This window comes from Pseudomonas sp. Irchel s3b2 (genome assembly GCF_900187445.1).
Classification (GTDB): Bacteria; Pseudomonadota; Gammaproteobacteria; order Pseudomonadales; family Pseudomonadaceae; genus Aquipseudomonas.
The window spans coordinates 131512-153629 of record NZ_FYEB01000007.1; the positions used below are offsets into that span (position 1 = coordinate 131512).

16 protein-coding genes and 2 pseudogenes are annotated in these 22118 nt (G+C 56.7%); 8 read left to right on the plus strand and 10 right to left on the minus strand.

Annotation, left to right across the window (positions count from 1 at the left end; all coding sequences use genetic code 11):
- Positions 1-22 precede the first annotated feature (22 nt).
- Positions 23-1786, plus strand: a complete 1764-nt coding sequence (locus tag CKW20_RS17095; RefSeq protein ID WP_095053980.1) for an alpha/beta fold hydrolase — start codon at positions 23-25, stop codon at positions 1784-1786.
- A 166-nt stretch (positions 1787-1952) separates the two neighbouring features.
- Here the strand turns inward: CKW20_RS17095 and CKW20_RS17100 are convergent, their stop codons facing one another.
- Together CKW20_RS17100 and CKW20_RS29905 are read right to left on the minus strand one after the other, a co-directional pair.
- A complete protein-coding gene (locus CKW20_RS17100; RefSeq protein WP_095053981.1) occupies positions 1953-6785 on the minus strand; it encodes a M10 family metallopeptidase C-terminal domain-containing protein in 4833 nt (1610 codons plus the stop codon).
- 342 nt (positions 6786-7127) lie between these two features.
- Positions 7128-7313 (minus strand): annotated as a pseudogene (locus CKW20_RS29905) (hypothetical protein); the annotation flags it as partial.
- Between the two features lie 509 nt (positions 7314-7822).
- Here CKW20_RS29905 and CKW20_RS17115 point away from each other — a divergent pair.
- Entirely contained in the window at positions 7823-8038 is a 216-nt protein-coding gene (locus CKW20_RS17115) for a hypothetical protein (RefSeq protein ID WP_095053982.1), read from the plus strand.
- Positions 8039-8168: 130 nt separating this feature from the next.
- Here CKW20_RS17115 and CKW20_RS17120 read toward each other — a convergent pair whose 3' ends face one another.
- From CKW20_RS17120 to CKW20_RS17135, 4 genes are all read right to left on the minus strand, one after another.
- Positions 8169-8348 carry a hypothetical protein gene (locus tag CKW20_RS17120; RefSeq protein ID WP_095053983.1) on the minus strand — a complete coding sequence of 60 codons (180 nt, stop codon included), beginning with the start codon at positions 8346-8348 and terminating at the stop codon, positions 8169-8171.
- Between the two features lie 196 nt (positions 8349-8544).
- On the minus strand, positions 8545-9165 hold the full coding sequence (locus CKW20_RS17125; RefSeq protein WP_095053984.1) for a LysE family translocator: 621 nt from the start codon (positions 9163-9165) through the stop codon (positions 8545-8547).
- Between the two features lie 361 nt (positions 9166-9526).
- On the minus strand, positions 9527-10051 hold the full coding sequence (locus CKW20_RS17130) for a cupin domain-containing protein (RefSeq protein WP_095053985.1): 525 nt from the start codon (positions 10049-10051) through the stop codon (positions 9527-9529).
- Between the two features lie 233 nt (positions 10052-10284).
- Positions 10285-11202 carry an AraC family transcriptional regulator gene (locus CKW20_RS17135; RefSeq protein WP_095054061.1) on the minus strand — a complete coding sequence of 306 codons (918 nt, stop codon included), beginning with the start codon at positions 11200-11202 and terminating at the stop codon, positions 10285-10287.
- A 341-nt stretch (positions 11203-11543) separates the two neighbouring features.
- On the opposite strand from CKW20_RS17135, the gene CKW20_RS17140 reads away from it, so the two are divergent.
- A complete protein-coding gene (locus CKW20_RS17140) occupies positions 11544-12503 on the plus strand; it encodes an alpha/beta hydrolase (protein ID WP_371857437.1) in 960 nt (319 codons plus the stop codon).
- 86 nt (positions 12504-12589) lie between these two features.
- Positions 12590-13789, plus strand: coding sequence for an MFS transporter (locus tag CKW20_RS17145; protein ID WP_095053987.1), 1200 nt, complete (start codon positions 12590-12592; stop codon positions 13787-13789).
- Positions 13790-13859: 70 nt separating this feature from the next.
- Here the strand turns inward: CKW20_RS17145 and CKW20_RS17150 are convergent, their stop codons facing one another.
- Positions 13860-14525: an SDR family NAD(P)-dependent oxidoreductase gene (locus CKW20_RS17150; RefSeq protein ID WP_256585067.1), complete on the minus strand. Its 666-nt coding sequence runs from the start codon at positions 14523-14525 to the stop codon at positions 13860-13862.
- Here CKW20_RS17150 and CKW20_RS17155 point away from each other — a divergent pair.
- Together CKW20_RS17155 and CKW20_RS17160 are read left to right on the plus strand one after the other, a co-directional pair.
- A pseudogene (locus tag CKW20_RS17155) lies at positions 14497-14970 on the plus strand (dicarboxylate/amino acid:cation symporter); the annotation flags it as partial. The gene CKW20_RS17150 and the pseudogene CKW20_RS17155 overlap by 29 nt on opposite strands.
- A 10-nt stretch (positions 14971-14980) precedes the next feature.
- Positions 14981-16471, plus strand: a complete 1491-nt coding sequence (locus CKW20_RS17160) for an amino acid racemase (RefSeq protein ID WP_095053988.1) — start codon at positions 14981-14983, stop codon at positions 16469-16471.
- A gap of 188 nt (positions 16472-16659) precedes the next feature.
- Here CKW20_RS17160 and CKW20_RS17165 read toward each other — a convergent pair whose 3' ends face one another.
- Positions 16660-17025 (minus strand): histone-like nucleoid-structuring protein, MvaT/MvaU family, encoded by a 366-nt coding sequence (locus CKW20_RS17165; protein ID WP_095053989.1) that lies wholly within the window; start codon positions 17023-17025, stop codon positions 16660-16662.
- Positions 17026-17330: 305 nt separating this feature from the next.
- Between CKW20_RS17165 and potE the strand changes: the two genes are divergently transcribed.
- Together potE and CKW20_RS17175 are read left to right on the plus strand one after the other, a co-directional pair.
- Positions 17331-18671 (plus strand): putrescine-ornithine antiporter, encoded by a 1341-nt coding sequence (gene potE, locus CKW20_RS17170; protein ID WP_095053990.1) that lies wholly within the window; start codon positions 17331-17333, stop codon positions 18669-18671.
- Positions 18672-18719: 48 nt separating this feature from the next.
- A complete protein-coding gene (locus CKW20_RS17175) occupies positions 18720-19625 on the plus strand; it encodes an amino acid ABC transporter substrate-binding protein (protein ID WP_095053991.1) in 906 nt (301 codons plus the stop codon).
- 118 nt (positions 19626-19743) lie between these two features.
- On the opposite strand, the gene CKW20_RS17180 is transcribed toward CKW20_RS17175, so the two are convergent.
- A complete protein-coding gene (locus CKW20_RS17180; RefSeq protein ID WP_008069978.1) occupies positions 19744-19941 on the minus strand; it encodes a YbdD/YjiX family protein in 198 nt (65 codons plus the stop codon).
- Positions 19942-19956: 15 nt separating this feature from the next.
- Positions 19957-22014, minus strand: a complete 2058-nt coding sequence (locus CKW20_RS17185; protein ID WP_095053992.1) for a carbon starvation CstA family protein — start codon at positions 22012-22014, stop codon at positions 19957-19959.
- Positions 22015-22118: the final 104 nt, after the last annotated feature.

Here is a 22118-nt window from a genome sequence, read left to right on the forward strand (position 1 = left end):
GTACAAAAACAAGAGAACGGCCATGAATAAACCACCTCGTAGTACTCGATCAACAGACACGCCTGCCAAGCGTCGCCGCGCAGCGCCAAAACCTCTTCAAGGGCAGCAGAACCAGGGACAAACGGTCAAAACAGTGACCCCAGCACAGGTTGCTACGCCATTGCTCAAGGTGCGCCCGGTCGATCTGCTTAGCGCCTCCGGTGCTCTGTTCAAGGCCGTGGGCAAGACGCCAGTCAAGGCCGCACGGCATGTTGGCAGTTACCTCAAGGAGCTGGGCAATATTGTCGCCGGCAGCTCCAGCGTGGCACCGAATCCCAAAGACAAACGTTTTTGCGATCCGGCCTGGCAATCCAATGCCCTGTTGCGCGGCCTGTTGCAGAGCTACCTGGCTGGCAATGACGAGCTGAGCCGTTTTATCGAGCAGGCCCATCTCGATGCCAGAGACAAGGGCCGTGCCCGGTTCATTGCCGCACAGTTGTTTGATGCACTGGCGCCGAGCAACCTGCTGCTGACCAATCCGGTAGCGTTGCGCAAGTTGCTCGATACGGGCGGCATGAGCGTTGTCAAAGGGATCGGGCAGTTCTCCCGGGACCTGCGCCACAACGGCGGGTTGCCGATGCAGGTGGACAGCGCGCCGTTCAAGGTGGGAGAAAATATCGCCACGGCCAAGGGCGAGGTGGTGTTGCGCACCGAGATGTTCGAACTGCTGCAATTCGCCCCCACCACGAAAAACGTGCATGCCCGCCCGTTGGTCATGTCACCACCGCAGATCAACAAGTACTACGCCATCGACTTGTCGCCCGACAAGAGTCTGATCAAATGGATGCAGGACAGCGGTATACAACTGTTCGTTGTCAGCTGGCGCAATCCGACCAGCATGCACCGCGACTGGGGTTTGTCCGAATATGCGCTATGCCTTGACCAGGCGGTCGATGTCGCACGGCAAATCACCGGTAGCGCGGATGTCAACATGTGGGGTTCCTGTTCAGGTGGCCTGACGCTCGCGGCCTATCTCGGCTGGCTGGCGGCGCGCGGTGAAGGCGCCAAGGTGGCGAACACCAGTTGGGCGGTGTGCGTGCTCGATATGCCCGCGCTCTTCGGCGACACCGCCATCGGCCTGTTCGCCACGCCGGCGGTACTGCGCGCGGCGAAGGCCAGCTCGCAGTGCAAGGGAACACTCAGTGGCCAGGACATTGCACGCATGTTCGCCTGGATGCGGCCCAACGACTTGATCTGGAACTATTGGGTCAACAACTACCTGCTTGGGAACAAGCCGCCGGCATTCGACATTCTTGCCTGGAACAATGACACCACGCGTCTGCCGGCAAAACTGCATGCCGACTACCTCGATCTGGCCCAGCACAATCCCTATAGCAAGCCGGGGGCATTGTTTATCGCGGGTGAGCCGATCGACATGAACAAGGTCAAGGTCGGTGCCTATGTGATCGGCGGCACCACCGACCACATCACACCATGGCAAGGCTGTTACGGTACCGCCCGACTGTTCGGCGAGGACAGCACCTTCGTCCTCTCCAATGCCGGCCATCTACAGAGCTTGATCAATCCGCCGGGCAATCCGAAGTCGTATTTCTACGCCGCCGCTGCCACCGCCACAGATCCAGAAAACTGGCTGCAAGACGCAGGCGAGCGCCACACCGGCAGTTGGTGGCCGCATTGGCGGCAGTGGATTGAGCAACGGTCGGGAGCTAGCCAGCCAGCACCGCGCAAACTCGGCTCGCGCAAATATCCGCCTTTATATGCAGCCCCGGGTCATTACGTATTGTGAAAAAGCTCCTGGCAAGGGCCTGTAGGAGCGAGCTTGCTCGCGAAAGCGATATATCAGGCGACATCAATGTTGACTGTACCGCCGTCTTCGCGAGCAAGCTCACTCCTACAGGATTCCATGCCTTAACTGACTGACCTTAGGGCAAGCCCGCTTCCAGGATGTGGGCCTAACTCAAACCTGTGAAATCGCTGGCGTGCAGTTCCTGGACGCCCACCAGTTGGATTTCGAACTCGGGGGTGACCCCGGCGTTGATACTGCCGTAGAGAATTCCATCGGCAAAGCGCAGTTGGCCCGTGGCGTCGGCAGGGTCGAAGGTGTTGCTGCCGATGAAGGTGAAGGCGTCGACAGCGGCGGTCTGCGGGTTGGCGTCCAGGCCGGTGAAATCCAGAAGATCGCCCTCGGTGCTCTTGAAACCGTTGATCACATCGCGCAAAGCCCCGACGCCCATGTCCGGCAGCGCACCAAACGCGTAGGTATCCGCGCCAGTGCCACCGGTGAGGTTGTCGGTGCCTGCACCGCCGATCAACCGGTCATCGCCCGAACCGCCCACCAGCGTATCGTTGCCCGCACCCCCGTTCAGAACGTTCGCGGCGCTGTTGCCCGACAGACTGTCGGCGTAGGCGCTTCCCGTCAGGTTTTCGCAGAATTTCAAGGTGTCGAGTCCGGAACTCACGGTGTTTTGTTGCGCTGATGTCGAGAGGTTTACGGTAACGCCGGACAGGGCGCGTTCAAAGGACACCGTGTCATTGCCATCGCGCCCGTCCAGCACATTGTTGCCGGCTCCGGCGAACAGCGTGTTGTCCAACGTGTTGCCCGTGCCATTGGCGGCGCCAGTGCTATCGATATACAGACGCTCGACGTTGTTGCTGAGGGTATAGGCGGCCAAGCTGCTGTGCACACTGTCGACTCCTCCAGAAACGGCATTGCTGTTGGTCTCGATCACTGCGTCGTCGGCGTTGTCGACATAGTAGGTGTCATTGCCATCTCCGCCGCTCATGCTGTCGTCCCCTGCGGCACCATTGAGCACGTTATTGGCGGCATTGCCGGTAATGAAGTTGTGCCGCTCATTGCCGGTGCCGTTGATGCCCGACACACCGGTGAGCACCAGGTTCTCGAGATTGGCGCCCAGGGTCCAGCTGACCGAGGCCTGCACCGTATCGATCTGCGAAGTCGAGGTGTTGGTTTCCACCACGCGGTCGAACGTGTTATCGACCACATAGATGTCGTTGCCATCGCCACCGGTCATGGTGTCGGCGCCCAGGTGACCGTCCAGTGTGTCGTTGCCCGAACTGCCCATCAGGGTATCCGCCTGGTCGGTACCGGAAATCATGTTCCGGGCGTTGTCGAAGATGTCCTGCACGCTGTTGTTGTCGTTGGGGTTGCCCTGGAAGCCAAGGTCATTGGCAATGTAGTCGGCCAGGCGCTGGCCGACGATCTCTGCCGACTCCTCGTGCAGGTGCCAGACGTCGTCCGGATACGCCAGCGGATCGACTTCGTAGCGCAAGGGGAGGTCGGTGTAGTCCACCGCCAGCTTGACGTCGGTGCGCTCGGCGGCGATGGCTTCCTGGGCGGCGCGGACATAGCCAACCCCCTCGACGATGGAGGCAATTTTCTCTTCCGAGTAACCACGGGCACGCGCCGCGTCCTGTTCGTAGTGGCCGGTTTCCATCAAGTACACGTTGAAATTGCCGAACTGGGCATGCAGGTAATCGAACACCTTCAGGGTCGCGGCCTTGTAGGCCGCTGCTGCCGCTGCTTTGTCCGTGGCGCGACCGATCTCCTGGGCGGCTTCCTCGCCCTGGCCCCAAATGATGCCCATGGTGACGTTATTGATGGATTGCAGTTCGGTGAGCTGGTCATGCAGCAGTGTCACGGCGCGCAACAGCGCTGCCCCGGGTTGGTTGGTGTCGGTCAGCCACCAGCACAACGTGAGTTCCTCGGCGCTGAGCGTCGACAGGCCGGTGACCGTGCTGCCGCCCACCGCGATGTCGATGCCGTTGCCATTGGCATCGGTGAACTGGCTGCGCACGTCATAGGGAGTGTAGCGGTCCAGGTCGTTGACCAGCATCGAGGTGCCGGACTGACCGTCGTCCTCCGTCATGCGCAGCAGGCGCGAATTGGATTGGCCGAGGGTGGGCAGGTAGAGGATGTCCTGCTGGGTGCTCTCGCCGAACACGAAGTCGCTGGCGGTCAGGGTGTTGAGGTAGTTGCCGCTGAGGGCGATTTCAAAACGATTGCCATCGGCATCCGCTTCGGCGGACTTGATGTAGGTCTTGTCGCCGGCCGCGTTGAGGGTTATGTACAGCGTGCCATTGCTGCCATCGCCGAGGCCGAGAAAGCCCAGGCCGGAAACATCGATCTTGTCGACGCCCGCGGTGAAGTCATAAATCGTGTCGGTGGCCGTGATACCACCCGTGTCATAGTCGCGGTAGCTGTCGAGTGCGTTGGTGTAGCGGAAGGTGTCGGCACCGTCGCCGCCGTACAGCGAATCGCGTCCGGCGCCGCCGTCGACGATGTCCGCGCCGGTGCCGGCCTTGATTGTGTCGTTGCCACCGAGGCCGAGGATCAGGTCGGCGCCCGCCGTGCCGTTGAGGGTTTCGGCATTGTTGGTGCCGGTGATGGTGTTGGCGGGCGCATCGGCCACTACCAGGGCGAAGCTATCGCTGACCGATGCACCGGCCGGGTCCGTGGCTTTGACCAGCACGTTGTAATTGCCGGACGCGGTACTGGTCGGCGTGCCGCTGAAGGTCAGGTTGGTGGCATTGAAGCTCAGCCACGCGGGCAGGGCGCTGCCATCGGCCAGGGTCGCGGTGTAGCTGAGGCTGTCATTATCCGGATCGGTGAAGCTGGTGGCTGGCACCGCGTAGCTGAACAGGGTGTTTTCGGTCGCGTTCTGATCCAGCAACGGCGTGGCCACCACCGGCGCCTGGTTGGTCGGTGACGACGTGGCAAAGACGAAATTGGCGCTGGTCAGCTTGCCGAGGTAATTACCGTCCAGTGCCACTTCGAAGCGGTTGCCATTGGCATCGGCGGTCAGGGTTTTGATGTAAGTCTTGGTGCCGGCACTGTTGAGCACCACGTACACGGTGTTGTTCTTGCCGTCCCCCAGGCCGGTGAAACCCATGGCTGAGAGGTCGATCTTGTCGGCGCTGATATCAAAATCGGTGATCAGGTCGCCAAGGTTGACACCGCCGGTGTTGTAGTTGCGGTAACTGTCCAGGCGATTGGAGAACACAAAGATGTCAGCACCAAAGCCACCGGTGAGGGTGTCCATACCGGCACCGCCGTCGAGCTTGTCGTCGCCCGCGCCGCCACTGAGGTTGTCGTTACCCGCCAGGCCGAGGAGGGTGTCGGCCGAATCACTGCCCAACAGCGAGTCGCTGCCGCTGGTGCCGGTGATCACCCGATTAAAGATGAAGTTACTGGCCGTCAGAGTGCTGGTCAGGTTACCCGAGAGAATCAGCTCGAAGCGATTGCCGCTGGCGTCGGCATCGTAGTCCTTGATGTAGGTGCGGTCGCTGCTGGCGCTGTAGCTGATCTGCAGGGTGCCGCCACGGCCATTGCCCAGGCCGGTGAAACCGAGGCCGGCGAGGTCGATCTTGTCCTGGGTGACGTCGAAGTCGGTGATGATGTCATCGAAGCTTGCGGTTGCGTTGCGGTAACTGTCGGACTGAGCGGCGAAACGGAACGTATCGGCGCCGGTACCGCCGGTGAGTTTGTCGATGCCTGCACCACCCACCAGAATGTCGCCACCGGCCCCGCCATTGATGGTGTCGTTGCCGGCACCGCCGTAGAAAATCTCGCTGGCGACGCTGCCCAGCAAGGTGTCGTTGCCAGCCGTACCTTGCACGGTGATCATCGGCACCGTGGCGCTGACGTAGCTGCCGTCGCCATAGATCAGCGTGGCGCCCTTGCTGGTGTGACTGATGGTGTTGCCAATAATGGCGTTGCGATCAGTGCCGTCTTCATTACGCTCGGCGACGCCGTAGGTCGACAGGTTGCTGCCGATGATGATGTTGCCCTGGATGGTGTTATCGCTGCCGTTGAAGTACTTGCCGGACACGCCCAGGGTGTCGTTGTAGGACTGGATGATGATCTCCGGTACGGGGTTGGCCAGAGAATTGTTGTTGAGCGTGTTGTCGATGATCTCGACGTGGTTGCTGCCGTAGATGCGGATCCCGGCGCTGGCGTTGTCGTGAATATCGACGCCGCTGACGGTCACCTCGCTGGACATTTTGATCAGCACCCCTTCGGCGCCGTTGCCGTACACCTCGCCACCGGTGATGGTGATGTTTGTGGGGGAGGGGATGTCCTCGCTGCCGCGCTGGATCACGATGCCATTGCCGCCGTTGTCGTAGGCGACGTTATTGGTCATGGTGAAGTCGTGGGTGCTGGTAACGATGTTGAAACCGTGGCGGTCGTTGTCGTAGGCGATGTTGTTTTCGAAGGTGCTGTTGCTGAGAAAGTCAGCAACGAAGCCATCCAGGCCGTTGCCGTGGGACACGCTGTTCTTGATGACCATGTTGACGGTCTGCTCGTGGGGGTCGAAACCGTACCCGGAGCAATCCTTGATCTCGACACTGTCGAGGGTAACGTTGGAGTCGTAGCCGGCTTCGCCGGGAATGTAGCCGTTGAACCAACCGTCGATCTTGCCCGTGGTGCTGTCACGGTTGCCGTCGATGGTGAGGTTGCTGACGCCAAAGTCGTGGGTTTCCTCGCCATAGGCGGAGCGGATGACTCCCGTGATCTTGGTGTCGGAGCCGTCAGCCACCTTGACGGTGGTTGCGCCCATGCCATCGCCGTACAGGTAGACGTTGCTCTTGAGCATCAGGCAACCGTCGGAAGGTTCCTCTCCTCCCGAAACGATATAAGTTCCGGTGGGCATATACACCTGCCCACCGCCTGCAGCGGCCGCCGCATCAATTGCACTTTGTATCGCCGCCGTGTCGTCAGTGATGCCATCTCCTTTGGCGCCAAAATTTTGTACATTGAAAATCATGAGCTTATCTCCGTATCAGGCGAAAACCTCGGTAGATGCCAATATTCCATCGACAGCTATCGTGTTATGACCCAGCGGAGGGCAAAAGTTGTGACCGCGTATCGGGGAAGTGTCAAAAAACCGGACTAACTGATTAGCGGTTGGAAGGGCTTTTGAGGTATTTCGAAAAAATAACGGTCTGTTGACGGTTGCTCAAATAGAAGCGGATGCCCTGTGGGAACGGCTCGCGAAGACTTTCGGCTTCTAGTCGTTCCCAAAGAGCGTCTGTGATGAGGAGAGGGGGGCTGTAGGGAGTGGCAATACCTCACGCAAGCAGGGCTCGTGACCGGTAAGGAGTCACCCTCAATCAGTCTCCATATCCGTTGTAATGCTTAAATTGGAAGCGCCCAAGACGTAAAACAATCCACCGGCAACAAGGAAGAGCGCGAGCATGTAGAAGATGTAGTAGGGAGGCTGGGTCGCCAATACGACGCCGCAAAGCACCGGCCCCAGTGCCGCACCGAGGCTGGACAGGTTTTGCGCTCCGTAATTGCGTTGGTATGTGTGACGTTCATTGCTTCGATGTTAATGCCTGATTTGCGTAAGCACGGGTATCTGGATGGCACTGGAAGTGTTGAGGAGAATTTTGCGGGGCCGTCTGGATACAGTCGTAGCGCACATCCTTAAATGAGATTGGCAGAGCAATTGATAACACTGCTTCAAACCATCAATTACTGAAACAACTTAAGCTAGCTACTGCGCTTTTACCACCGCCTTATGTACCACGCATACATGAGGTAGTGGTTTTTTATGCCTTGGCTATCTGTTATCAACGTTCGGCTTCTCGCAACACTTAAGTCTATATCAGCTTTGCTCTGGAGCGAGCCGCTTAGCTTCATCAATGACGGTTGCTACAAGCGTAATTGAACCCTCAGGTTGTCCCACCAGCTAGCGTCAAATGAGCCGGAGCCGGTGATTCAAGCCAGTTCGTGCAGCTGAAATACTGACGAAACATTCTGGCCATATGATTCGCGTCACTGAAATCCAAGGAGTTGGAGATGAATCGACCATCAAGAAGCATGCGCAAACTGCTCGACGCCGTTGCCACCAACAATGAGGCAGCGGCGCTTGATGTGATGCGTGCTGCTGAGCAGCTCCAAGACGAAGTGCTACGCCAACGGTTGCTCAACATGATTCATCGACTCAACCAGGACGCTATTGACTTACGAATGGCGCGTGACGATATCCAGGGCGGAGCCATCAAGCTCGCGTGACCCGCGGCCACCACTTAAAGCTAGTCCGCCTAAGCCACACTTTGGGTGGCGCGATGAACAGCTTTATTTCAATCCCGACAGCGCTGAGCCCTCCATGGCTTACAGCCAAAGCTGCTGTTAGACAGAACGCTTACATTTGCTCGGAATCTGTTGTTCCTTGAGCGAATGAACTGGATGCGGCTTCAATCCGTTCCTGCAACTGAGTCACGTATGTCTTCGCTTCCTCCAGGTTCTGGAACGACACTGCATTGTTGTCGAGCCAGACCGTGCATCCACTGCCTTCCTCATGCGCTTCAATTCTGACGTTCATCTGCAATCCCTATGCGTTTTGGTGCGGCGGATCGTAGCGTACTTTTTAGATGTGTCAAAATGAAAAAAAGGCTCTAGCTCAATGCTTTGGCCAAGTATCCGGTTCAGGCCACTTTGCAAAAAACAGTAGGAATACTGCCTCGGCAGGTATCACCCCAATCACTGATGGAAATGTGAAAGCAGGGGAGATGCCGTTCTCAACGCTTGCTGAACGCCAGCCGAGTGGCAAACAGAACAAAGACCATACCGGTGGTGCGATCCATCCACTTGGTCACATTTTCACGCCGCAAAATGCCAGCCAGTGGTTGAGTGGCGCTAATCAACATTAACGACCACAGTAAACCGAGCGCCACGTGGATGCTGACCAAGCCAAATGTCCAGGCAATCAAGGAGTGCCCTTGGGGAATGAACTGAGGGAGAAAAGAGACGTAGAAAATGCCAACCTTGGGATTAAGGACGTTCCCCATCATTCCCTTCAGAAACCAGTTTGCATTTGGCTTTCCGTCGGTTTCAGTGGGCGACAGTGAGGTACGTGGATGCAAAAGCATATTCAAACCAAGCCAGGCTAGGTAAGCGGCGCCACAGTATTTCAAGAGATTGAATGCCAGCTCAGAGACTGCAATCAACGCACCCAGACCAAAGGCGACGGCGGCGCCCCACAACAGGCAGCCAGCATTGATGCCCAACGCAGCTCGGAATGCCTGTTGTTTACCTTCCACAGTTGCGGTTCTCAAGACCAATGCGGTATCGAGGCCTGGCGTCAGCGTTAGTAGTGTGGCGGCGAAGGTAAACGCTAATAGATTTTCGGCGACGGACATGGGACTTAGAGGCTGCTAAGTGAACACTCGCGCACGTTAGCACATGATGCGGAGACCTACAGCGTCAGGTCCATAATGGCAGCCTCAAGTGCGATCTGGTTTTGATTGATCTTGAAGAGTAGGGAAGAGAGTAGGTCTGCATTCGACATCTTAGCGTGACTCTGAAGAGGGTTGTCTAATCTCATGAAAAACCAGTCAACACAGGTTCGTGAAAAAACCGACACAGAATCGCGGAAATGAACAGTTAGAGAAGTTCCATCCAGACACCTCGTTTAACATAATATACATTACACGTAACAATATATTTCAAGATTAGACCGGTTGTACGCAGATTTTGAAGCCCTGGATTCACCCAAGCCTCTCATCCTTGCGTCAGCTTTCCAAACAGCTCCGCATGCTCGGGAAACTGCTCTCTAAGCTGCTGCCGATCACCCAGCTCCATATCTGCAAAATCAAACCCTGGTGAAACCGCTTCACTGATCAAACCGTATTCAGCCAAACCATTCATTAGCTGCGAAGCTTTCCAGACACCACCAGGTACATGCAGCTGCAAACATTGCCCTGCGATAACGTCGCTGCCCATCACCACAGTATTCAACGTGCCGTCTGGAAAAATCAGTCTGTACTGAATCGGGTTTCCCAAATGGTAGTAATGAACGATGTCCGATTGATTCAGGTGGAAATGACCGATCGGCGAATCCTTGGTCAGCAAGTAATAAATTGAAGTCATCAAGTGACGTTGACCGCCATTGATCTCGACCATAGCGTGGAGATCAGATTGAAAGGTTCTTCGGTAGAAACCGCCTTCCATATGAGGCTCCAGAGCCAATGCGGCGATTACTGCTTCAGCGTTGGGAATTTGAATGTTGAGCTCACTGTTGGTCATATGGATTGCCCTCCTCAAAATACTATGGCTATTATTAAAATCGAATCGATAGATTATAACTATGCTAAATGGTTGTTTAGTCGTTTTATCTCAAAAGTGTTTAAAAGCGTGAGCAAGTGACCGCGCGCCAGTGCGAGAAATCATTACGCCTATGGAGCCTAATCTTGAAGAACCATCAGACCTCGATAAAAAGGCTCGTAATGAAGCCTGGATTCGTCGGCTTGACTCTATAGCTACCCCTGCCCTCGCAACACCGCAATATCCCGCTTGGGGGGGACGCCAAACAGACGGCTGTATTCGCGGCTGAACTGGGACGGGCTTTCATATCCGACCTTATAAGCCGCACTGGATACGTCCTGATGTTCATTGAGCATCAATCGCCTCGCCTCGTTCAGTCGCAGCCATTTTTGGTACTGCAATGGGCTCATTGTGGTGAGTTGGCGGAAGTGGTGGTGAAAGGTCGGAGTGCTCATCTGCACTCGGGCCGCAAGTTCATCGACGCGAAGCGCTGAGGTGTAATTCAACTTTAGCCAATCGATGGCTTTGGCGATCCGATAACCTTGGCCATCGACAGAAGTTATTTGTCGTAGCCGACTCGCCTGATCACTTTGCAAGAGACGGTAGTGAATCTCGCGTTGAATCAAGGGGGCCAGAACAGGAATGGACTCCGGCTCATCGAGCAGTGCCAATAAGCGCTCGAATGACGCCAGCATTGCAGGGGTCACTGAACCAATTCCTACCCCCTTCGCAACTGAGCGATCACGGGTTGGCGGCAGGTCACTTTGTGCTATCAGCTCAGCCAGCATGCGCAGATCGAGCTTCAAAGTCAGTCCCAGGCATGGCTGTTCCGGGCTTGCCGCCAGCACTTCTGAATTGGCAGGCAAGTCCAATGAGGTGATCAGAAATCGCGACGTGTCATACGGGTAGCCTTCGCCGCCTACCCAGAGCTGTTTCTCACCCCGGGCGACGAGGATGATGCTTGGCTCGACCATGCAGACGACGGGCGGCGATGGATGTTCGCGCCTGAAGAAGCCGAGGCCCGTAATGGGCGTTCCGTAATCACCTGGTTTCGGAATCTGCGCGCTGATGATCTGCGCAAGCGTTTCTTGCGGCGATGTCTGTTGAGGCGCGGTGTTGTGTTTGATCGTCATGATCGTCATGTTCGTCTTGTACCTCTTCGCTGAACTCTAACTCGCCAGTTCACGACCGTCCTGCAAAAAAACAGAGACTCATAGAATCAGGCAAGTAATCCAGCGGAATGCACTACAGGGAGTATGGGCAGAGCCGGAGAATGTTGATCCGACACACCCATTGAGGAATCTCCCATGACGTCAAGTATCGCTTCCTGATCGACAACGCCATGTTGGCTGATTAAGCACTTGGGTCAAAACACTCCAGCAAACTACAACTCAATCGAAAGGACTATCCGGTGAAAGGAATTTTTCTTGCCCTGGGGCTTCTCGTTACCTCTTTTTCTTCAATGGGAGCCGATATGTCAAACGGCGCGGACAACTTCTATAAAAGCGAGAAAGTGACCGTTGAAAAGGTCACCTTCAAAAATCAATACGGTATGAAGGTGGCGGGCAACCTGTTCACCCCGAAAGACCTCGCCCCCAAATCCAGGAACGCCGCCATCATCGTCGGCCATCCAATGGGGGCGGTGAAGGAGCAGAGTGCGAACTTGTACGCTACCAAAATGGCCGAACAAGGATTTGTCACACTGTCCCTGGATTTGTCCTTCTGGGGCGAGAGCGAGGGCACGCCTCGCCAGGCCGTCTCGCCCGATATTTACGCAGAAGACTTCAGTGCCGCCGTGGACTTTCTCGGCACTCACCCAATTGTCGATCCTGAGCGAATCGGCGTCCTCGGCATCTGCGGCAGTGGCAGCTTCGCTATCAGTGCGGCCAAGATTGATCCGCGCATGAAAGCCATCGCTACCGTCAGCATGTACGACATGGGTGCGGCCAACCGTAACGGTCTCAAACACGCAGTGACTGCGGAACAACGCCAGCAGATCATTCGCGACGCCACCGAACAGCGCTATGCCGAGTTCCAGGGTGGCGAAATCCGCTACACCGGCGGCACGCCGCTCAAACTGACCGGCAATGCCGTGGGTGACGAGTTCTACGATTTCTATCGCACCCACCGAGGTGAAGTCACTCCGGCCGGCGCATCACCGCAGACAACCACCATGCCGACGCTGACCAGCAACGTGAAGTTCATGAACTTCTATCCGTTCAATGACATCGAGACTATCCCCCCTCGCCCGCTGCTGTTTATTGCCGGCGCCCAGGCACATTCACGCGAGTTCAGTGAGGACGCCTACAAGCGGGCTGCCGAGCCTAAAGAGTTGCTCATTATTCCAGATGCCGGACACGTCGATCTCTACGACCGGGTCAACCTCATTCCATTCGCCAAGTTGACCACGTTCTTCAAAAGCAACCTGAAGTAGCCTGATCGGTGCCCTGGCCGGGCATCACTTCTCTCGTAGCCTCGTCCTCGGGGCTACGACGCTTCGCGCAATGCAGGATCCAACCAATGACTGATCACCTCCTCCCGGTGCCCCATAAATCATGGGGCGCCGTATTCGCCATGTCGCTCGCCGCCTTCGTGCTGGTGGCATCGGAGTTCATGCCCGTCAGCCTGCTGACACCGATTGCCGCAGATCTACACGTCACCGAGGGACAAGCCGGCCAGGGAATCTCCGTTTCGGGGCTGTTTGCCTTGTTCACCAGTCTTCTGATCGCATCGGTGGCTGCGCGGGTCGACCGCAAACCGCTGCTCCTTTCACTCGCACTGTTGATGATCCTTTCTGGAACAGTCGTCGCGTTCGCCCCGAACTACTGGGTGTTCATGATCGGCCGCGCGCTGATCGGTATTGCGATAGGTGGCTTCTGGTCATTGTCGGCGGCAACCGCCATGCGCCTGGTGCCTGACGACCAGATCACTCGCGCAATGGCAATCGTCAACGGCGGCAACGCTTTGGCGACGGTTATTGCTGCGCCATTGGGTAGTTTTCTTGGCGCCCTGATTGGCTGGCGCGGTGCATTCTTGTGCGTCATCCCAGTCGCGATAGTCGCTTGTATATGGCTGTTGTTAAGCCTTCCACCGATGAAATCGCAAAGCGGTTCAGGCACTGGCAACGTCTTCAAATTGATGAAAACCACGCCGGTCGCGTTAGGTATGGTGGCGGTCAGCGTGTTTTTCATGGGCCAGTTCATGCTGTTTACCTATTTGCGCCCGTTCCTTGAAACGGTCACGCACGTCAGTGTTTCCATGCTGTCGTTGATGTTGCTCGTCCTGGGTATTGCGGGCCTCGCAGGAACCTTCCTGATTGAAGCCTTCTTGAAAAATGGACTGCATCGAACCCTCATCGTCATCCCGATCTTGATGGCGGTGATTGCACTGGCGCTTGTTTCATTCGGTAGCTCGGCGGCCACCACGACTGTCTTGCTTGGCCTCTGGGGACTGGTTGCGACTGCAGCGCCCGTGGGATGGTGGACATGGCTGGCGAGAACGTTGCCAGACGCTGCCGAAGCGGGAGGCGGCTTAATGGTAGCGATCATCCAACTGGCAATCGCATCTGGCGCAACCGTTGGCGGGCTGGTCTTTGACTTGAGCGGCTATCGAGCGACCTTCGAGTTGAGCGCCGCTGTGCTGGGCGTGGCGGCCGTTCTTGCCTTCCTGGCTGCACGCGCAGCCTCGCGGGAGCCTCTTGCCGCGGCGAACATCGCTTGATAACCACAAGACACGCCAAGGCATATCTTGTGGTTCGGGGGAGCATGCGCACGCAGGTTGGACGTGACGATCACCGTGCGCTGTCGATGATTTGGCCACCGTCCGGCGTCAGGCTGTAACCCGTCAGGAGTTGTGCATCCTTGCTGGCGAGGAATAGCACGACCGGCGCAATGTCCTCTTCGGGTGATCCATAACGGCCAAGTACGTTAGTGGGTGCGGGCGCATTGGCCGCAGTACCCCAAGTGTCTGCAACCGGCATGACATTGTTTACCGTGATCTTGTCAGCGCCCCACTCCCTTGCCGCCGAGCGAGTCAAGGCGCGCACCGCCTCCTTCGCCATGTTGTAAGGGGCGTATCCCTGCAGGCCGATGACACCGGCCAGCGAGGCAAAGTTGATGACCCTCCCCTCTCCGCTGGCTTTGAGGTGTGGGTAGCAGGCTTGCATCGTCCGTAGATAGGCAATCGGCCCCATTTCTAAATTGCGTTGCAATTGCTCGGTCGACAGATCGAGAACCGATGAAAAGACAACCGAGGGGTCGAAGGCATTGTTCACAAGAATATCGATCCGCCCATACATAGCCACGACCTTTTCTACAGCAGCTTTGATCTGATCCGGATCGGCGATATCACAGACTACTCCGAGGGCGATGCCGCCCGCCGCCTGGATCTCAGCGACGACACCCGCGACATTTTCAGCCGTGCGTGAAAGTAGCGAGTCCGCGTATCCGAAAACCATGGAGGCACTGGAGAAGTTTGGTGCGCCGAAGCGCGTATCCAGCTTCGTTCTACCGCTGGGTTACTCATTCAACCTTGATGGTTCAATGATGTATCAAGCGTTCGCCATCATGTTCATTGCTCAGGCCTACAACGTTGACTTGAGCTTCACACAGCAACTGCTCATCTTGCTGACGCTGATGATTACCAGCAAGGGAATGGCCGGTGTAGCCCGAGCATCGGTGGTTGTGGTGGCGGCTACGTTACCCATGTTCAATCTTCCCGAAGCCGGTATTTTGCTAATCCTTGGCATTGACCAATTCCTTGATATGGCCAGGACTGCCACCAACGTAGTTGGCAATAGCATCGCGACGGCTGTGGTTGCCAAATCAGAACCACATGAAGAAGTTGAAGAAGCGCCCGGCACGAAATCTCCGCTCCCGATTCATACTGCAGCCACCGCCTGAGAACCTGAACATGAAAGGTAAATCGAAGCCGTCCAGCGGGTCATCGTTTGCTCGCAAACTAGGTATCGTCGGCGGACTTGGCTCACTGGCCGGCGGCGATCTTTTCTACAAATTGGTGAAGTCCAGAGCTGTTTTGGAGGATCAAGGTCGCTATCACTTTCTGTTTGAGCAGCACCCCTTCAAAGACGTCCTGATGCCCCTGGACCGGGGCGCTAACATGACCTCCAGGAAGTTCTACGTTTTTCAGGTTTGTCAGACATTCGAGGCAAGCGAAGTAAATGCCGTTTTACTACCTTGCTTTGCCAGTCACACCTTTCGGGAGGAAATTCAGGAGGAAATAGGCATACCCGTCCTGGATATGATGGCTGCGTTAAGCAAGCATATTGATCACGTCGCTGAACGCGGCAGTACGTTGGGAATTATCGCGTCCGACTATGTTCGGCACTCCGGGCTGTTTGAGCGCTATTTCGGCAATGACTTCAAACTCGTGTATCCAGATGATAGCGAGCAGTCCGGATTGATGGACGCGATGTATGGCGTCAACGGCATCAAAGACGGGTACCTCGACGGGGTGCCGCTAGAGTGTGCTTATCAGGCGTGCCTTTCGCTTCAGGATCAGGGAGCCACAGTCATATTGCCGGGTATGACTGAGTTCTCATTGATCTGTGGTGATCTGCAACGGCGAGGCATCACAGCTCTGGACATCAACGAGATTTATGCCGGTTTCGCGACGTCGCAAAGCGGGCAGTTGACTCGTCCGCCGTTCAAATTAGGGATAGTTGGCGGAGTTGGGCCGGCAGCAACAGTCGACTTCATGGGTAAAGTTGTTGCGCATACACCGGCAGGCCGAGATCAAGAGCACATTAAAATGGTGGTCGAACAAAACCCGCAGATTCCTGATCGCACAGCCAACCTGCTGTATGACGACACCGACCCGACAATGGCGATGTATGCAACATGCAAACGTCTTGAAAGCGCTGGAGCCAATGCCATTGCGATTCCGTGCAACACGGCTCACGCCTTCGTCGAGCGCATCCAGGCGCACCTGCGTGTACCCATAGTGAATATGTTGACCGAGACAGTTGAGGCTATCGTTCAGCGATACGGTGCTGGCAAAACCATAGGGCTGCTAGCGACGTCCGGCACAATCAAAAGTCAGGTCTATCACGAGGCAGCCCGGCGAGCAGGACTTCACGTCATCACCCCTGGCGTGGATTACCAAGTGTTGGTCATGGAGTCGATTTATGGGGATCATGGCGTTAAAGCGGGTTTCACTGAGGGCATATGCAAAGACCAGCTTCTAACCGCCGCAGAGCACTTATGTGAGCTGGGCGCTGATGTGCTGATCTTGGGATGTACAGAGTTGCCTCTGGTGCTCGAACATAGCGAAGCTTACAAGATAAAAAAACATACAGTGGCGTTGATCGACCCGACAACTATTTTGGCAATGAAGTGTATTGAGCTTGCCCGTGAAAATACGGTCAAGCCTCACAGGCACTAGCCCGTATGAGCTACAAAAAGCAATGCCAGTCAGTTAAGGGCAAATCGGACTTCGTAGGAGCCAGGCTTGCCGGCGAAGGCGTCCTTAAGAGCGCTTTCGCCGGCAAGCCTGGCTCCTACGAAAAGCGGTTTACTCGCTTAACTGACTGGCATTGCCCTCCTCGGGCCTTTTTTGTACTCAAATCAAACTCACTTGGTAAGCCAGGACTCGACAGTGGCGGAGCCGAATTTAGATTTCCATTCCCTCAGTGTCTTCTGGTTGCCGCCCTTGGTCTCGACGACTTCGCCAGTGTTTGGATTTTTGTAGATCTTCACCTGGCGCGGCTTGCGCGTGCCGGATTTCGGCGCGGTTGCTGATGCGCGACGGCCAGTTTGTGGCTCAAGAAGATTGATCACGTCTTTCAGGCTATAGCCGTATTTGGCTAGCAAATCACGCAGCTTCTTTTCGAAATCAATTTCCTTTTGAAGGCCTGCATCACCTTTTAGTGCTTCGAGCGCCTGGAGCTGTTTAGCCAGATGTTTTTCGAGTTGACGGAACTCTGCGAGCTTGGACATGTAAACCTCATATGTGTTTTGTATGTATGTACATGTGACAGAGCCAGCTAAGAAAAAGTCCCCCTGCAATGACCGTTGATTGATCTAAATCAGATGATTGAACAGCAAACAAAGTCAGCTTGTTGTCTCAAGTCTCCTGCTTTGGAGTCATACCATGTCGGCCATTTTTTTTTGCTGTTCAGAACCCCAAAAGCCATCTTCGATGAGCCTACCTGGCGATAAAACTGTTCGATGGGCACTTTCCGGACCTTGAGCATGACAATCAGGGCTATGGTCAATGTGTTGAGCAGATCAAGGGGTTTCCGATGGCCGACTCAAGCAAGAAAATGAGCCTCATGGGGCTTACCACACTGGTGACGGTGAACATGATGGGGTCGGGCATCATCATGTTGCCGACGAGCATGGCCCAACTCGGGGCTGTTTCGTTGCTGTCATGGGTCGTCACTGCCGTCGGTTCCATGGCCATCGCGTACTGCTTTTCCCAGTGCGGCATCTACTGTCTGCGCTCAGGCGGGTTGTCTGCCTACACCGAAGAGGCGCATGCCAAATCAGGCTTCTTCCTCTGTTCGTATCTGTACTTCCTCTCGCTGGGCATCGCCAACGTGGCCGTCGCCATCTCCGCGGTGGGCTACATGACATCGTTCGTGCCCTGGCTGGGCAGTGGCGCCATTCCTCTGTTCATCGGTACGGTTGGCCTGCTCTGGTTGACCACCGCGGCCAACTTCGGTGGCCCCGGTATCACCGGCAAGATCGGTGCGATTACCGTGTGGGGTGTGATCATCCCGGTGGCTGGCTTGAGCATCATCGGTTGGTTCTGGTTCAAGCCCGATGTGCTGATTGCCGCCTGGAATCCCAACGACCTGCCGATCTCCGACGCGATCAGTAAGGCGATTCCCCTGACCTTGTGGGCGTTCCTCGGCATGGAGTCGGCGGCGCAGGCCTCCGATGCCGTGGAAGATCCCAAGCGCACCGTACCGTTGGCCTGCCTGTTCGGCACGCTGGGTGCGGCAGTGGTCTATGTGCTGTCGACTACGGTCATTCAAGGCATCATACCCAATGCCGAACTGGCCAACTCTTCGGCCCCCTTCGCGCTCGTCTATGCACATATGTTCAACCCCACAGTCGGCAACATCGTCATGGCGCTGGCAGTGATGGCCTGTGTTGGTTCGCTACTGGGCTGGCAGTTCACCCTGGCGCAAACGGCCAAGATGACCGCTGACCAAGGGATGTTTCCGAAATTGTTCAGCAAGGTCAGCGCACAGGATGCGCCCATTGTCGGCATGCTCGTCTGCGGCGTCTTGCAGACCTTGATGGCGCTGTCGACCATCTCGCCCAATGCCAGCGCCCAGTTCGGAAAGCTCGTCAGCCTGGCGGCAGTGACCAACCTGATCCCATACGTGACAGCCGCCACCGGCCTGCTGGTCATGATGTACAAAGCCAAAGTCAGCGCAGGGGTCTACACCCGCAACACGACGCTATTGCTGATCGCCGTAGCCTATTCGTTGTACGCCCTTTATGCCTGCGGCAAGGATGCCGTATTCGGTGGCCTCATTGTCCTTACATTCGGCTACCTGCTCTATGGTTTCCTCTCCAAGCGTTTTGTCGATGCGTCTCCAACCGCTCAGACCAGGGCCGGCAATCCTTAGCTGTAATCTTCAGGACAGCACAGACATCCGAATGCGGGGCGCCAGGATATGAACGTACAACTGACCAAAGCCACTAACTTGCTGTTCGTCTGCCTGCTCACAATGGTGCCGGTACTGGCCGGTGCCAATACCCTTGAACGTGTGCGGGCGAGCAATACCTTCACCCTCGGTTATCTGCCGGACTTCGCACCTTTTAGCGTCCAGGAAGGCGACAAAGCCAGCGGTTATGCGATCGAGCTTTGTCTGAAGGTCGCCGACAAGATCAAGACCGAGCTGGGTTTGCCCGCGTTGCAGGTACGTTACCGCCCCGTCTCCATCAACGACGAGATGAGTGCCGTGAGCTCGGGCGAGATCGACATCCTCTGTACGCCGACGCCACCCACATTGGAGCGTCGCAAGCGTGTGAGTTTTTCGGTGCCGATCTACACGGCCGGCCTCTCGGCAGTGGTGCGCCAGGAAGCACCAGAAGCGTTGCTCAATGTACTAAACGGCAAAGTAGCCCATACCGGACCGACCTGGCGTGCGACCGTCAACCATGGGCTGTCCAACCAAACCTATGCTGCCACCGCTGGCGGAGTCACCGAGGCATGGATCCGTCAGAAAATGCGATTACTCGGCGTGGTGGCCACCCTGGTCACAGTCGAGAACACTGAAGCAGGCCTCAAACTGGTCGCCGAAGGCAAAGCCGATGCCTTCTTCGCCGAGCGCATGATGCTGAAAAATCTCCTCGCCAATAACCATTCCGCAGGAAATCTGGTCCTTCTGGATCGAGTTTTTGAGTACTCGCCGACTGCAATGGCGGTGGATCGAGACGATGAAGATTTTCGTTTGCTGGTCGACACCGCGCTGAGTGAAATGTATCGATCGGGCGAGATCGAGCAGGCATACGGCACCTACCTGGAAGGCATTACCGACACGGACAAAAAGCTGTTCAAGGTTTATGCGATACCTTAGAGCCGAGCCTGAAAAGCACAGCGACAAAAAAGCCCGGCTTGCCGACGGTAGCGTCTCGAAGATCGCTATCGCCGGCAGGCCGGGCTCCTAAAGCAAAATGCCGCTTAAATGTTTCGCATCAACAGCACTTCGGTCCCGCCTTGCTGCCGTAACGAGCTTCCTGACGTTCGCGAAAGAACACCTCGTAACTCATCAGCGGTTTGTCCGGGTGTTTGGTTTGCATATGCTCAACGTAAGTGTCGTAGTCAGGCATGCCAACCATCAAGCGTGCAGCCTGACCGAGGTATTTACCAAGGCGACTCAGGTCATTGAACATGGGCACCCTCCTCCATCAAGCATCCGGCAGAGCCTGGAATGGTGCTTCTTTATCCGTACGTTCCTTGGTGCCCCAGGCAGCAATGCCGACCTTGAGTGCAAAGAACAGGATGCTGAACACCACAAGCAAAAACAGTGCGGTCAACGTGGCGTTGGTGTAGGCGTTGTAGATCACATGCTGCATCTGCTCGATGCTTTTGGCCGGCGCCAGGACCTGCCCATTGGCCAACGCATCGCTGTACTTCTTCGCCAGCGCCAGGAAGCCGATGGCCGGGTTGGCGTCGAACAGTTTGATGAAGCCTGCGGTGGTGGTGCAGATCAGCAGCCACACCGCTGGCAGCATGGTCACCCAGACGTAGCGTTGGCGTTTCATTTTGATCAGCACAACGGTTGCCAGCATCAATGCGATACCCGCCAGCATCTGGTTGGAGATGCCGAACAGCGGCCACAAGGTGTTGATGCCACCCAGCGGGTCGATCACGCCTTGGTATAGCAGATAACCCCACATCGCCACGCAACCGGCGGTGGCGATCAGGTTGGCGGTCCAGGACTCGGTGCGTTTGAGCGCTGGCACGAAGGAGCCGAGCAAGTCCTGCAGCATGAATCGACCGGCACGGGTGCCGGCGTCGACGGCGGTCAGGATGAACAGCGCTTCGAACAGGATCGCGAAGTGGTACCAGAACGCCATGGTGTTTTCACCCGGCAGAAGTTGGTGCAGGATCTGTGCGATACCGACCGCCAGGGTCGGCGCACCGCCGGCACGGGCCAGGATGGTGGTTTCGCCGATGTCCTTGGCCACCGCTTGCAGCGCTTCCGGGGTAATTGCAAAACCCCAACTGCTGACCGTCTGAGCCACCGAAACAGCATCGGAGCCTACAAGGGCCGCCGGGCTGTTCATCGCAAAGTACACGCCGGGCTCGATCACCGACGCAGCCACCATGGCCATGATGGCGACGAAGGATTCCATCAGCATGCCGCCATAACCGATGTAACGGGCATGGCCTTCACTGGCGAGCAGTTTCGGCGTGGTGCCGGAAGCAATCAGTGCGTGGAAACCGGACACCGCGCCACAGGCAATGGTGATGAACAGGAACGGGAACAGACCGCCCTTCCACACCGGCCCGGTGCCGTCGATGAACTGGGTCAATGCCGGCATTTTCAGGTCGGGCATGGTGATCAGAATGCCGATCGCCAGCGCAACGATGGTGCCGATCTTCAGGAAAGTGGACAGGTAGTCACGCGGAGCGAGGATCAGCCACACCGGCAACACTGCCGCCACAAAACCGTAGCCGATCAGCATCCAGGTAATCTGGATTCCGGTGAAGGTAAAGGCTTTGGCCCACACCGGATCGGCGGCAATCTGCCCGCCCAGCCAGATCGAACCCAGCAGCAATGCCACGCCGATTACCGAGATTTCACCAATGCGACCCGGGCGGATGTAGCGCATGTAAATGCCCATGAACATCGCGATCGGGATGGTCGCCATCACCGTGAAAATGCCCCACGGGCTTTCGGCCAGGGCCTTGACCACGATCAGCGCCAGCACCGCGAGGATGATGATCATGATCAGGAAGCAGCCAAACAGCGCGATGGTCCCGGGGATGCGGCCCATTTCTTCACGGACCATGTCGCCCAGGGAACGGCCGTTGCGGCGGGTGGACAGGAACAGCACCATGAAATCCTGAACCGCACCGGCCAGCACCACCCCGGCAATTAGCCACAGCGTACCGGGCAGGTAGCCCATCTGCGCCGCCAATACCGGGCCGACCAGCGGTCCTGCGCCGGCAATGGCTGCGAAGTGGTGGCCGAAAAGCACGTGTTTGTTGGTCGGCACGTAGTCCAGACCATCGTTGTTGAGTACGGCGGGAGTGGCTCGATTGGGATCGAGTTGCATCACCTTGGTGGCGATGAACAGGCTGTAATAGCGGTAGGCAACGAGATAGATAGCGACTGCTGCGACTACGATCCAGAGGGCGTTGATGGCTTCGCCGCGGCGCAGGGCCACGACACTCAGCGCAAACGCTCCCAGGACAGCCACGGCAAACCAGGCGAGGTGTTTAGCCAGACGGGGCATAGCGTGTCTCCTGCCGACAGCCAGTGGCTGCGGCGGTAATTTTTATAATTGTGTCCGCTGTGCGGAGCGGGCCCAATATCCGCCCATGCTGTCGACAAATAAAT